At 54.9% G+C, this 13,426-nt stretch carries 13 protein-coding genes; 2 read left to right on the forward strand and 11 right to left on the reverse strand.

The genetic code is table 11. From position 1 onward, the window contains the following. The first annotated feature begins 74 nt into the window (after positions 1–74). Positions 75–566, forward strand: a complete 492-nt coding sequence (locus WDB70_RS08440) for a peptidylprolyl isomerase (RefSeq protein ID WP_406663348.1) — start codon at positions 75–77, stop codon at positions 564–566. Further along, positions 563–1,273: a UDP-2,3-diacylglucosamine diphosphatase gene (locus WDB70_RS08445; protein WP_406663350.1), complete on the forward strand. Its 711-nt coding sequence runs from the start codon at positions 563–565 to the stop codon at positions 1,271–1,273. The genes WDB70_RS08440 and WDB70_RS08445 overlap by 4 nt, the downstream gene beginning before the upstream one ends. A 6-nt stretch (positions 1,274–1,279) precedes the next feature. Here the strand turns inward: WDB70_RS08445 and miaE are convergent, their stop codons facing one another. The 11 genes from miaE to WDB70_RS08500 all read right to left on the reverse strand — a co-directional run bounded on the left by miaE (position 1,280) and on the right by WDB70_RS08500 (position 13,421). After that, a complete protein-coding gene (gene miaE, locus WDB70_RS08450; RefSeq protein WP_406663352.1) occupies positions 1,280–2,050 on the reverse strand; it encodes a tRNA isopentenyl-2-thiomethyl-A-37 hydroxylase MiaE in 771 nt (256 codons plus the stop codon). Positions 2,051–2,103: 53 nt separating this feature from the next. After that, positions 2,104–2,328 carry a hypothetical protein gene (locus WDB70_RS08455; protein ID WP_406663354.1) on the reverse strand — a complete coding sequence of 75 codons (225 nt, stop codon included), beginning with the start codon at positions 2,326–2,328 and terminating at the stop codon, positions 2,104–2,106. 26 nt (positions 2,329–2,354) lie between these two features. After that, positions 2,355–3,482 carry a tetratricopeptide repeat protein gene (locus tag WDB70_RS08460; protein WP_406663356.1) on the reverse strand — a complete coding sequence of 376 codons (1,128 nt, stop codon included), beginning with the start codon at positions 3,480–3,482 and terminating at the stop codon, positions 2,355–2,357. A 190-nt stretch (positions 3,483–3,672) separates the two neighbouring features. Continuing rightward, positions 3,673–5,187 (reverse strand): amidophosphoribosyltransferase, encoded by a 1,515-nt coding sequence (gene purF, locus WDB70_RS08465; RefSeq protein WP_406663358.1) that lies wholly within the window; start codon positions 5,185–5,187, stop codon positions 3,673–3,675. Positions 5,188–5,213: 26 nt separating this feature from the next. Further along, a complete protein-coding gene (locus tag WDB70_RS08470) occupies positions 5,214–5,702 on the reverse strand; it encodes a CvpA family protein (RefSeq protein WP_406663360.1) in 489 nt (162 codons plus the stop codon). 67 nt (positions 5,703–5,769) lie between these two features. Continuing rightward, positions 5,770–6,414, reverse strand: coding sequence for an SPOR domain-containing protein (locus WDB70_RS08475; RefSeq protein WP_406663362.1), 645 nt, complete (start codon positions 6,412–6,414; stop codon positions 5,770–5,772). After that, positions 6,399–7,640, reverse strand: coding sequence for a bifunctional tetrahydrofolate synthase/dihydrofolate synthase (gene folC / locus WDB70_RS08480; protein ID WP_406663364.1), 1,242 nt, complete (start codon positions 7,638–7,640; stop codon positions 6,399–6,401). The genes WDB70_RS08475 and folC overlap by 16 nt, the downstream gene beginning before the upstream one ends. An 11-nt stretch (positions 7,641–7,651) precedes the next feature. Next, on the reverse strand, positions 7,652–8,524 hold the full coding sequence (gene accD / locus WDB70_RS08485; RefSeq protein WP_406663366.1) for an acetyl-CoA carboxylase, carboxyltransferase subunit beta: 873 nt from the start codon (positions 8,522–8,524) through the stop codon (positions 7,652–7,654). Positions 8,525–8,627: 103 nt separating this feature from the next. Further along, the gene (truA, locus tag WDB70_RS08490) at positions 8,628–9,422 is read right to left on the reverse strand and encodes a tRNA pseudouridine(38-40) synthase TruA (RefSeq protein WP_406663368.1); all 795 of its coding nucleotides are present in this window, start codon (positions 9,420–9,422) and stop codon (positions 8,628–8,630) included. A gap of 81 nt (positions 9,423–9,503) precedes the next feature. After that, a complete protein-coding gene (locus tag WDB70_RS08495) occupies positions 9,504–12,296 on the reverse strand; it encodes a FimV/HubP family polar landmark protein (RefSeq protein ID WP_406663370.1) in 2,793 nt (930 codons plus the stop codon). Between the two features lie 117 nt (positions 12,297–12,413). Beyond that, positions 12,414–13,421, reverse strand: a complete 1,008-nt coding sequence (locus WDB70_RS08500; protein WP_406663372.1) for an aspartate-semialdehyde dehydrogenase — start codon at positions 13,419–13,421, stop codon at positions 12,414–12,416. Positions 13,422–13,426 lie beyond the last annotated feature (5 nt).

Here is a 13,426-nt window from a genome sequence, read left to right on the forward strand (position 1 = left end):
TGTATTGTGAGTAGCTGGTTGCGTCACCGGCAAATTAGGTAGAATACGGCCGTTGATCCTTGAGGAGTCTGTTAATGGTTATTCTGCACACCAATTTTGGTGACATTAAAATCCAGCTGTTTGAAGACAAAGCCCCGGAAACCGTGGCCAATTTCAAGCAGTATGTAGAAGATGGTTTTTACAACAACACCCTGTTTCACCGCGTCATTGATGGCTTCATGGTCCAAGGTGGTGGTTTCGAACCCGGCATGACGCAAAAGCCCACCCGCCCGGCGATCAAGAATGAAGCAGACAATGGCCTGAGCAATAAGCCCTATACCCTGGCGATGGCCCGTACTCCGGATCCACACTCCGCCACGGCGCAGTTTTTTATCAATGTCAGCAGCAACGACTTCCTGAATTTCCAGTCGGCCACCTCGCAAGGCTATGGCTACTGCGTCTTTGGAGAAGTGGTTGAAGGCCAGGATGTGGTAGACAAAATCAAGGGCGTTGCCACCGGCACCAGTGGTATGCACCAGGATGTACCGCTGGATGACGTGGTTATCGAGAGCGCAGAACTGGCGTGATCCTGTTCATTGCCGACTTGCACCTGAGCCCGGAACGCCCCGACATACTGGCGGCGTTTCGGCGCTTTATGGAGACCGAAGCCGGCAATGCCGAGACGCTTTATATTCTCGGCGATCTGTTTGAAAGCTGGATCGGCGATGATGACCGCAGTGCTTTTAATCAGCAGGTTGCCGAGCTGCTCAGCGCCAATGCCAAGCGCGGAGTACGCCAGTACTTTATTCATGGCAACCGTGACTTTCTGTTAGGCCAACGCTTTGCTGCCATGGCCGGGCTGACATTGTTGCCAGAGCTGGCGCGTATTGATTTGTATGGCCGCCCGGCACTTGTTATGCACGGTGACACCCTTTGCACCCTTGACCACGACTACCAGGCTTTTCGGCAAAAAAGCCGCAGCCGTTTCTGGCAATGGCGTATCAAGCTGCTGCCGTTGTGGTTACGTCATCGCATGGCCCGGCACTACCGTCAACGCAGTCAGATGGCCAATGCCAACAAGGCACAACAGATCATGGATGTAACGCCATCCGAGGTCGACTTACAGATGGCAAAATGGCAGGTGGACTTACTGATCCATGGTCACACTCATCGTCCCAACCGTCATCAGCACCAGCACGGTGAGCGGATTGTGCTGGGGGATTGGTATGAGCAAGGCTCCGTACTGACAGTAACGCCAGAGGCGATAACGCTGAGTAGCCGCCCTTTTGTATAACCAGCGCTATGTCTGCGGCGCTCCACTGTGAAAGCGAAACTGCGGATCAGGTGCTTGAATTAGCGCCGCTTCCTTTGCCCGGAAAAACGCGACCCGCTCACTGATATCACCACCGGCAACCTGCTCGGCCAGCGCCAGGTAATCCTGGTAGTGACGAGCCTCTGAGCGCAGCAGCGAGATATAAAAACGCCCTAACTGTTCATCAACCAGCGGTGCCAGACGGGCAAAACGTTCACAGGAACGCGCCTCAATAAAAGCACCAATGATCAATTTGTCGACCAAGGTAGCCGGTTCATGAGCTCGCACATGCTGGATCAGACCTTTGGCATAGCGTGCAGCACTCACACTGCAATAGCTGATGCCGCGTTCCGCCATAATCGCCAATACCTGTTCAAAGTGGTGCAGCTCTTCTTTTACCAGCCGAAGCATTTTATCGAGCAAAGCCTGGCCGTGGGCAAACCCGGCTTTAGGGTGCAGCTCGGCCAGTAAGGCATTCTTGGCAGTGGCACTGAGCGGCTGCTGGCGATAAACGGTGTCTTCATAGGGTTTGATCCAGGCCAGCAAGGCCCTGCCCTGTTCATTGTTCAAGGCATAACGACGCACCAGCCCGATGGCGGTTTGCGCTGCTTTAAGCTCACAGTTGCAGTGATCGATCAGCAATATCGGCAACTGCTCATGGCGGCACGCCTCAGCCAACCAGGCAGCAGGCGTAACGGCGCCGAGAAAAGCATCAATTGGCGCCAGCAATGATTGATAAGGAGCAAGATCAACAGCCATGGCGTACTCAATAAAAGAAGACGGCGGCATTCTATGCAAGGCCCCGTTGCGATTCAACGCGGGCACTGGCGTTTGTGCCACTGCGCCACCAGTTTTTGCAGGCGCTTTTTGAGCTGTGGATGGTTCTTCTTAAACTGCCGGGATGCCAGCTGCCGCTCCAGTTGCCCCACCTCCCGGGCAATATACTGGCAATCCGATGTTAGCGAAAAATGCGGTTTGATAACGGCATGGGCCAAGGCCCAATTGGGTAACAGTAATAACAGTGCAAGCGCTTTCATTGCTTCCTCCTTGAAGCCTGTCGCCATTACAGACGGTGTTGCTGTTGCCACGCTTTGATGCGTTGCAGCAGTTCTTCACTGGCCGCCATTGCCAGGGCTTTTTTCAGCCACCGAAGCGCCTCTTGGCGCTCGCCACGGGCCAGATAAAGCTGTGCCATACCCCACAGCGCTTCATCATTAATATCGTCTATCGCCAGTGCCTGACGGTAGCCTTGCTCGGCCGCGGCCAATTGGCCATCATCTAGCGCTTTATTGGCGAGATCAATGTAACGGTAAGGGTTCTTCGGAGCCAGGGCCTGCGCCTTGGCACTTGCGTCTGCTGCCTTGGCTGGCATAGCCAACTGCTGGTATAGCACAGCCAGGTTCTGCCAAATAGCCGGCGCTTCAGGCTCTAAGGTCAGTGCATACTGATACGCAGCCAATGCCGGCTGACCGAGGCCCGCACGCCGATACAAAACCCCCAGCAGATTCCAACTGGACACAGACTGCGGATAACGCTGCAATGCCTCCTTTACGGCCCAGTAGGCTTCGGAAAGTCGCTTTTCACGCACAAAATCAGCAGCCAAGTTATGATAAAAAAGCGCTATAGCAACATTCTTATCCAATAGGGTCGCACTGGGCCAGTACCGCCGATACTCATCTTGAAAATCAACTACCCGCCATTGGCTCACTTTTCCATTACTGAGATAGGGTTTTACCATCACTCTCAGATTAATATGCTCAGAGACGGTCATTAAACTCCCCTCGCGACTCCATCGTGGAGTAACGACTACTGTCTGTAATTGTGCCGTCAGCCCCAAAAATGATGCACTAGCTGTCGTTAAAATTGCTAATGAAAGGCAGTTTCCTGCACGCGTCTGCCATAGCTGAGAGGGTGTTAATGTATAACTTGGATGGTATTGCATCTGTGGTTTAGAACTAAGAAATAGCAATGCAAGTAGTGCATCCAAACGATCAGTAAGTGAGCGTTGGTATGGTATTTTTCGTAGCTGACTTGTCAAATCTGCTGGTAGGTTGAATACCTCATCAGCACTTGGTAAATCAGGTTTTGTCAAAAAGTACTGATCATGCCACTGCGGTAAGGAACCGGGGATTGAGGGCGCAGTCTGCTGGCAGCCCCACAGCAACAGACACATCAGCCAGAGCCGGCGCATCTTGGCCTCCTGAACGTGTACAAACCTCTCAACTTAACTATGAGTCAGATGCCACTATTTTGCGCTGTAAGGAATTATCCGTGCTGTTAGCAGTAATGTTGACGCTGCTGCCCCCCTGTTGTGATATCAGGGCTCTGGGCGGCATTTAACACATAAAAAAAGCGGCCTGTTGGCCGCTTCTTAGTGTTTTTTATGCTTCTTCGTTATGAATTTCCAGGTTAGGCTCCTGCGCCTGTGCCCGCTTGCTCTTGGCTGAATCTGAACGGCTTTCATCCAGCGCATCCAGATAAGCCTGGTCAACATCACCGGTTACGTAGTCACCATCAAACACCGAAGTTTCAAAGCGTTGCACCGACGGATTTTCCGTGCGTACGGCATCAACCAGGTCATCCAACGACTGATAAATCAGGGCGTCAGCGCCAATCTGCTGACAGATGTTTTCCGCTTCACGGCCATGGGCAATGAGTTCATTGGCCGTAGGCATATCGATGCCATAAACATTCGGGAAGCGGATTTCAGGTGCCGCCGAAGCAAAATACACTTTTCTTGCACCGGCTTCGCGGGCCATCTGAATAATCTGCTCGGATGTGGTGCCACGAACAATGGAGTCGTCCACCAACAGTACATTCTTACCTTTGAACTCGACATTGATAGCGTTGAGTTTGCGGCGTACTGACTTCCGGCGAATGGTCTGCCCCGGCATAATAAAGGTGCGGCCAATATAGCGATTTTTTACAAAACCCTGACGGTACGGCAAGCCCAGGACACCAGCGATCTCCAAGGCGATATCATTGGATGTTTCCGGAATAGGGATCACCACGTCAATATCCAAATCCTGCCAGTGTTTTTGGATCCGCTCACCCAGTTTACGGCCCATGTGCACCCGGGCGCCATAAACGGAAATACCATCAATAAAAGAATCCGGGCGAGCAAAGTAGACATATTCGAAAATACAGGGGCAATGCACCGGGTTGTCAGCGCACTGTTGAGTGTAAAGTTGGCCCTGTTCGGTAATATAAACCGCCTCACCGGGCGCCACATCACGCATAAACGTAAAGCCCACCACATCAAGAGCCACCGTTTCCGAGGCCACCATGTACTCGGTGCCGTTGTCGGTATCACGCTTGCCCAGTACCAACGGCCGGATCCCGTAAGGGTCACGAAAAGCGACCAAGCCATGGCCGATGATCACCGACACCACCGCATAAGCGCCCTGACAGCGGCGGTGTGTCTGCGCTACGGCTTTGAAGATGTCATCCGGCTGCAGTGACATGCCCGGACACTCATCCAAAGCATGCGCAAAGATATTGAGCAGGATTTCAGAATCAGAGGTGGTGTTGATATGGCGGCGATCCTGGCGGAACAGGTTATCTTTCAGGGCCTCGGCATTGGTCAGGTTGCCATTATGGGCCGAGGCAATACCAAACGGTGAATTGACATAAAACGGCTGCGCTTCGGCACTGGAAGCAGACCCCGCAGTGGGGTAGCGGACATGGCCGATGCCAATATTACCGGCCAGACGCTCCATGTGGCGGCGTTCGAACACATCCTTGACCAGGCCATTGGCCTTGCGCAACCGAAAGCAGTTGTCATCAACAGTGACAATACCGGCTGCATCCTGTCCGCGATGCTGAAGTACAGTCAGGCCATCGTAAATAGCCTGATTGACGGGGGAGTGACCGACAATACCGACGATACCACACATGTTTTTCGTTCCTCTCGGGTTCAGCCCTAGCCTTTGGGCAGGAAGCTCGAACTGGCTTGCAGATATTCAAAGAACCATTGCACCACGACCCCGAACTGTGGGATCAGCTTAGAGGCTTTCCACCACGGAGCGTCGGAAAAATGAGTAAAGCTGTCCAGGGCGAACAGTAAGGCGGCCACGACCAACACGCCACGCAAGGCGCCGAAGATCATACCCAGCAAGCGGTCAAAGCCACCCAAGCCGGTTTTTTCCACCAACTGACTGATCACATAAGTTGCCAGGCCCCCCAGGGCCAAAGTGGCAACAAATAACGCCGCAATGGCCGCCGCATTACGCAGCAGCGGATCTTCCAGGCCGGTAAAGACGCCGGCCAGCTTGTGATAGAACAGGCTGGCAATGAAAAAAGCGGCGATCCACACCACCAAAGACATGGCTTCACGAACAAAGCCACGGACAAGGCTTATCAGAATGGACAGGCCAATGATGGCCAGTATGCTGTAATCGACCCAATTCATTCAGTCACGCAAACGTTTGGCTGCTAACGGCGGCGTATTCTACCAGAGAGTTTCCGGTAACGGGCAATTACTGCAACGGATCGTAATGGAATAAACGCCCTTTCAGGCCTGTCAGCTTATTCAGCTCAGGGATTTTCTCAGCCAGGCGCTGCTTGTCTAGCTCCGGCCCCACCAGCACTTTGGAAAGATTATGCTCTTTGATTAAAAACGCCTTGTAGCCGGCTTGGCGTAACTGAGTCACCAAGGCCTCAGCAGAGGTGTGATTACCAAACGCGCCCATCTGTACAACCCAGGCATCCGCCCCTGCCGCTGGAGCCGTGTTACTGGCCGTGCCGCTAGTGGCTGGCGTTGTGTTTTTGGCAACGGCGGTTTGTTGTTGTGTGCTCGAAGCCGGTTGCTTGACCGTTACCGCCGTTTTATCAGCGACAGGTTGTTCCGGTGCAGTTGCTAGCGACGCTTGGGCATCGCTTTGCTGTTGCACTGGTGTGTCCGGTAGCGGCTGCGCCTTGGGTTCAGCCGTAGTATTGGCTAAGGCATCCGCTGGGTAGGTCGCTGGCTGTGGCGTGCCGGATAGCTCCGGACGCAATGGAATGACCTCAAATTTTTCCGGTGTCGGCGCCTGTGGCTCACGCAACAGCTCCGGCAAAATGATAGCCAGCAACGCCAGCAATACCAAGGTGCCGACAATACGGTTAGTTACAGGGTTGGACACAAGGGCGCTTCCTTCGGCAGAACCTGAGCCACAGTGTAAAAGGAACCAAAGACAATGACCACGTCTTGTGCCGTTGCTTTGGCCCTGGCTGCCGCCAGGGCGGCGGTAACGTCAGGGTAGCACTGCTTGGCACCGGTAATAGTGGCCAGCTGCTGCGCCGGTGCGGCCCGGCTAACACCCGGCAATTCCGCCGGGTACCAATGTGTTATTTGCCCCAATGCAGTCAGGGTTCCGGCAATATCTTTGTCGGCCAGCATGGCACAGACGCCATGGATGGTGCGGCCAGCAAAGCGGCGTTGTAACTCCCCGTTAAGATAACGGGCCGCATGGGGGTTATGGGCAACATCCACCAGCAACAGCGGTGCATCTGCCAGCTGTTGCATACGCCCAGCCAGCTGCGCCCGGCCAAGGCCGGTCTGGTAGGCTTTGTCACTGACCGGTAACGCCAGCACCGTCAGGGCCGCCATAGCAGTGGCGGCATTCGCCAGTGGTAAGGTAGGCCGCGGCAATAACTGTTCGTTAAAACGCCACGTCGTGCCCATGTCCTGATAATGAAAGTCGCGGCCAACCCACTGCACGGCGGCGCCGATGCTCTCGGCGCCAGCAAAAAAGGCGGCTGTCGGCTCCGGCTCGCCACAGATAAGTGGCCGCCCGGCACGGCCAATGGCCACTTTTTCACGGGCAACCGCTTCTCGGGTATCCCCCAAAAAAGCCTGATGGTCTAAATCAATACTGGTGATCACCGCCACGTCGGCATCAACAATATTGGTCGCATCCAGGCGCCCACCCAGCCCGACTTCCAGCAACACCACATCCAGTGGATATTGATGGCACAGCCACAGCGCCGCTAGGGTGGAAAACTCAAAATAAGTCAGGCTGATATCCTTACGAGCCTGCTCGATTACAGCAAAGGCCTGGCAATGCTTGGCAGCGGCTAACAACTGCCCGTTCACCCGCAACCGTTCCCGGTAGTCGAGCAAGTGTGGGGAGCTGTATACCGCCACCTGATAACCGGCGGCCAGTAATACACTTTCCATCATGGCGCAGGTAGAGCCTTTACCGTTGGTGCCTCCCACCAATACGGTTTTTGCCGGCAGAGGCAATAAGCCAGCGGCTTCAGCAACTTGCCGTACTCGCGTCAGCCCCATATCGATGGCCTGACCATGCAGCTGTTCCAGATGAAAAAGCCAGTCCTCAAGGGACTGGCTTGCAGATAGCTTCGTCACGCTCAAAACCTTCAGGCAGCAGGCGTTTCAGTGCTGGGGCGGCCAGTCATTTTGGCCAGCAGCCGAGCCAGTGTGTCACGCATTTGGCGGCGGTCAATAATCATATCAATAGCACCCTTCTCCAGCAGGAACTCCGCCCGCTGAAAGCCTTCGGGCAGATCTTCCCGAACGGTCTGCTTAATAACCCGCGGCCCGGCAAAGCCAATCAGCGCCTTGGGTTCAGCAATATGAATATCACCCAGCATGGCAAAAGAGGCCGATACACCGCCCATGGTTGGATCAGTCAGCACTGAAATAAACGGCAACCCTTTGTCTGACAGACGCGCTAACGCCGCAGAGGTTTTAGCCATCTGCATCAGCGACATCAACGCTTCTTGCATACGCGCGCCGCCGGAAGCAGAAAAGCACACCATGGCGCGGTTTTCACGAATACAGGTTTCAACAGCTTTGACAAAACGAGCGCCAACTACCGAGCCCATGGAGCCACCCATAAAGGCGAATTCAAAAGACGCTGCCACGACCGGCACCCCTTTGATGTCACCCTTGATGACAATCAGGGCATCTTTCTCGCCGGTTTTTTTCTGGGCCTCGCTGATGCGGTCTTTATATTTCTTGGAATCGCGGAATTTCAGAATATCCTGCGGCTCCAGCTCAGCACCCAGCTCTTCACGACCATCAGTATCGAGCAGCGCATCCAGACGGGCACGTGCCTTGATTCGCATGTGGTGATCGCACTTCGGGCAGACCTCCAGGTTACGCTCCAACTCGGCGCGATAGAGGATCTGATCGCAGGCGGTACACTTGGTCCACACGCCTTCGGGAATATTCTTCTTGTCTTGGGAAACCGTCTTGGTTTTGTTCAGGATTTTTTCAATCCAGCTCATAAGACACCTTTGAGAGCCAAACAGCAGCGCCGCCCTGGCGTTGCTTGCAATATCACTGACGGCATTAAAGCAAAAATAACCGCCCTTCGACAGAAAAAACTGGTCAGCTCAGGGGGTCTGGCAGAAACAGTGGCCCAGGAGCAGCCGTAGTGATGGCAAAATGTTCAGGGTAACGCACCGCCACCAGATAAAGGCCATTGGCCGGTGCCGTTGCCGGTGCCTGGCTGCGGTCACGCAGTGCCAGCAATTGGCTGACAGCCGACTCGGCCAGCTCGCCACTGCCGACTTTCAGCAAGGTGCCAACAATATTGCGCACCATGTGATGCAAAAAGGCATTGGCCTCAATGTCAACGACCACATACTGATTAAAGCGCCCCACTGAAACCGCCATGACATTACGAAACGGGGTGTTCGACTGGCACTGTATGGCCCGAAAGCTGGTGAAGTCTTGTTCGCCCAAGAGTGCCTGCGCTGCCCGATGCATGGCGTTTTCATCCAGCGGCCGATGCCAATGGGTGACCCCATGGCGTAATACGCCCGGGCGAAACGGCTGGTTGACAATCACATAGCGATAGCGGCGGGCTGTAGCAGAAAAGCGGGCGTGAAAATCGTCACTGACCGGTTGCGCCCAGCGAACCGCCACATCGTCAGGAAGGTTGGCATTCAGCCCCAATGTCCAGGCGCCATTACCGCGTTCGGCCTGAGTATCAAAGTGCACCACCTGGCCGGTGGCATGCACCCCGGCGTCAGTACGACCAGCACAGAACACCTCTGTTGGGCTATCAGCCACTTTACTGATAGCCGCTTCCAGCCGGGCCTGGACACTGTCCACCTCTTGTTGCCGTTGCCAGCCATAGTAACGGCTGCCATCGTACTCAATGCCCAGGGCAATTCGCATAAGGCTCTCTCACTCGATAACGAAGCCGGGCATTATAGCCACAAATAAAAAACGGTGGCATGGCCACCGTTTTTTGTTTTGTTAGCTGTCGAGTTTATTCAGCAGTTTTAGCGCCTCGGCCTTTTCATCCTCCGAGCCTTTGCTTTGCACTTCACTGAGCAGCTCCCTGGCAGAGTCTGCATCGTCGATTTCCATGTAAGCGCGCGCCAGATCCAGTTTCGACGCCATGCTGCTTTCATCTGCATCGCCAGTGCCACCTAGATCGCCCAGTTCATCCAGATCCAGCGACCACTCGCCATAAGGATCTTCATCGCTGAGGTCGTCATCGGCAGCTTTTATCAGTTCATCAATCTCAATGAACTCGTCCGAGTTATCTGCTTTAGGCTTGTTGGCTTTATCATCAGCACCTTCCCAGTCCAGGCCAGTCGGCAGTTCGCTGTCGTCTTGGTGGCTCGCCTCGACAACGCTATTGCTATCGGTATCAGTATCAACAGCTGGCGCTTCCCAGCTCAGGGTGTTTTTGTCATCCCACTGATCATCGGCTTCATCTGCTGTGGTTGCAGCTTCGTCGGTTTTAGCAGATAGCAAGGCATCATCATCGTCCAAATCGACCCCGGCGGTATCAAAATCGCTGAGATCCAGTTCGTCATCCGTATCAACACCACTGAGCAGTGCGTCAGTGTCGTCCTCGTCGGCGGCTTCCGGCTCGCTTGCCAGCAGCTCATCAGCCTCACTCAGCAGTGCGTCGGTGTCGTCCTCATCGACAGCTTCCGGCTCGCTTGCCAGCAGCTCATCAGCTTCACCCAGCAGTGCGTCGGTGTCGTCCTCGTCGGCAGCTTCCGGCTCGCTTGCCAGTAGATCATCAACTTCGCTCAGCAGTGCGTCGGTGTCGTCCTCGTCGGCAGCTTCCGGCTCACCTGCCAGCAGTTCATCGGCCTCGTTCAGCAGTGCGTCGGTGTCGTCCTCGTCGGCAGCTTCCGGCTCGCCTGCCAGCAGTTCATCGGCCTCGTTCAGCAGTGCGTCGGTGTCGTCCTCCTCGGCAGCTTCCGGCTCACCTGCCAGCTGTTCATCGGCCTCGTTCAGCAGTGCGTCGGTGTCGTCCTCGTCGGCAACTTCCGGCTCACCTGTCAGCAGTTCATCGGCCTCGTTCAGCAGTGCGTCGGTGTCGTCCTCATCCGCGCCTTCAAATGCCAGTGTGTCATCCGATGTCGCGTCACTATGCTCCTCCTCGTCATCGATAGAGGCGCCCAGTAACGCTTCGGCTTCACTTAAAGCACTGTCGAAGTCATCGGATTCTTCTTCGAGCATGGCTTCGGCTTCGTCCATCTGCTGTTGCGAGCTTTCCTGCTCTTGAGCCAGCCAGTCGTCGAGATCGCCTTCATCATCCAGACGAACGGCAAAGTCGTCTTCACTTTCGTCACCGTATGCCTTTTGTGCATCGTCTTCTGGCAGTGATGCCATGGCCTCGTCCAGTGAGGCATCTGATAGCGGATCGTCTGGAATATCTATCTCGTCAGTCGGTTCATTGTCAGCCTCGTTATCGTCATGCAAGGCTTCTGCGGCCACGGCAGCGGCAGCCATCTCCATGCCATCGTCGTCGCTTGGCGGTGGCGGCTCTTTACCGACTACGCGAGAGGCCAGACTCTGTTCAGGAGCTTCCGGCTCACTGTCACGGTTACGCCACCAGCGGAACGCCAGGAGCAGTAGAATCAGGCCGGGAATGGCAATCAGCAGCGCCAGCCCCCAGGTGGAGTTGAGCAGTTGGCTGAAAAAGCCCTGGCTGGCTTCCTGCTCTTTGGCTTGCTGCTCAGCCAAATCTTTATTCTGCTTGGCAATAACCTTGCGCAGCTCGCCTTGCAGTTTGACTTCATCCGCCAGCTGCTGACGCAGGCTGGTCAGTTCGTCATTGATCTGGGCCAGCCGGCTCTTGAGTTGCTGATTTTCTGTCAGCACTTTTTCCAGATTATTGGTGCTTGATGCCAGCTCTTTACGCAGCTGCGCCATTTCTTCGGCATGTTGCTGATTTTGCTGGTTCAGTTGCTCTTGCAGTGCTTTGTCTGTGCTGGCTTTGGCTTTAGCAGGTACCGGCTTCGCTTTAGTTTGAGTTACTGGCGGCTGGCTTTGACCGGCCACATCTGCGCCTAATTCGGAGGCCGTTACCGTACCACTGACAAAACGACGGCGGGCGTCAGCCGGGTCGACTTGTTGCACTTCAGCCAGGGTGGGAACTTTGAGTATCGAGCCTTTCACCAAGCGGTTGATGTCGCCACCGACAAAGGCACCCGGGTTTTTACGTTCAATGGCGATCATGGTCTGATAGACCGAGACGCTGTTATCCGGGCGCAGGTTACTGGCGATACTCCACAACGTGTCGGAGGGGGAAATGGGGCCGTAGAAATTACCGTCCGAGCCGCTGCTTTTGGTGGTTTTACCGGCGGTGTCGTTACTGGCCACCTGCGACTTGGCATCTTGTGGCAGGGCCGGAATGTCACTGCTGCTGGTTTTATCCAGCAACAGATCGTAATCATTGCTGATACGCCCTTCTGGCAGGCCGGCTATTTCTACTTGTAACGATACAAAAGGCGCCTTGACCGGCTGGCTGGATGACAACAGCAGATAACGATGGCCGTTTTCATTGACAATACGGTCAACCTTGACGCTGAGCGCCTGCCCTTTCGGTTCAAAGGCCTGCCGGGCTGACAAACCAATGCGGATCTTTGATGGATCCAGCTTCTCCGGGCCAACCACTTCCAGCTTGGCTGAGAAGGGTTGATCAATCGCGGAGGTAACGCTCAGCTCCCCCAGTTCCATTGCAAGCGCCTGACTGCTCATTCCTGCAGTCAGTACCAAGGCAGCAATCCGAGACAATTTCATGCCGTTCCCCTGGCTCCTGTGAGCCTTGTCGTTGTAATTTTTAACCAAAACCTATCATAAACAAGGTAACTCTCTGCCGCCAATAACAAAAAGCCGCCCTTGTGGGCGGCCTTTTGCCTAGCGGTACTGGTCAAGCCAGTACTCGGCGATCTGCACACTGTTGGTGGCAGCCCCTTTGCGCACGTTATCGGCCACTATCCACAGGTTGAGGCCATGGGGGTGGCTGAAGTCTGCACGCAGACGACTGACGTAGACGGTGTCCGTGCCTGCCGCGTGGGTAACCTGGGTGGGATAATCGTCATCATCAACCAGTTCAACACCCGGCGCTTGTGCTAACAATGCCCGCACTTCCTCGACATCCACCGGTTGCAGGGCTTCCAGGTGTACCGCCTCAGCATGACCGTAAAAAGCCGGCACCCGTACGCAGGTAGCATTTACAGCAATGGCGTCGTCAGCAAAAATCTTCTGGGTTTCCCAGTGCATTTTCATTTCTTCTTTGGTGTAGCCGTTGCCTTCATAGGTATCAATTTGCGGCAAGCAGTTAAACGCAATTTGCTTGGGAAACTTGCTGGTTTCTGCCGGCCTGCCGCTTAGCACTGCTGCCGTTTGTGTCGCCAGCTCTTCCATGGCACTGCGCCCGGCACCTGATGTGGCCTGATAAGTAGCAACATTAATGCGGCTGATGCCAAAACGGTCATGAATAGGCTTGAGCGCCACCAGCATCTGGATGGTGGAACAGTTGGGGTTGGCAATGATGTTGCGGTTACGGTAATCAGCAATGGCCCCTGCATTCACTTCCGGCACCACCAGTGGTACATCCGGCTGGTAACGAAATTCCGAGGTGTTATCAATCACCAGAACACCGGCATCGGCCGCAACGGGAGCCCAGCGGCGCGATACGCTGCCGCCGGCAGAGAAAAACGCCAGCTCCACTTTTGACCAGTCAAACTGTTCCACATCTTCTATGCGCAGTTCTTGGCCTTTGAAAGAACGGCTCTGGCCGGCCGAACGGCTGGAGGCCAGCAAGTGCAGCTCACCAACAGGAAAATCGCGCTCTTCGAGCAGTTCCAGCAAGGTTTCGCCGACGGCACCTGAGGCGCCCAGTATTGCAACATTGATTGTCATTACAA

This window comes from Gallaecimonas aegicerasi, assembly GCF_045291545.1.
Taxonomy (GTDB): Bacteria; Pseudomonadota; Gammaproteobacteria; order Enterobacterales; family Gallaecimonadaceae; genus Gallaecimonas.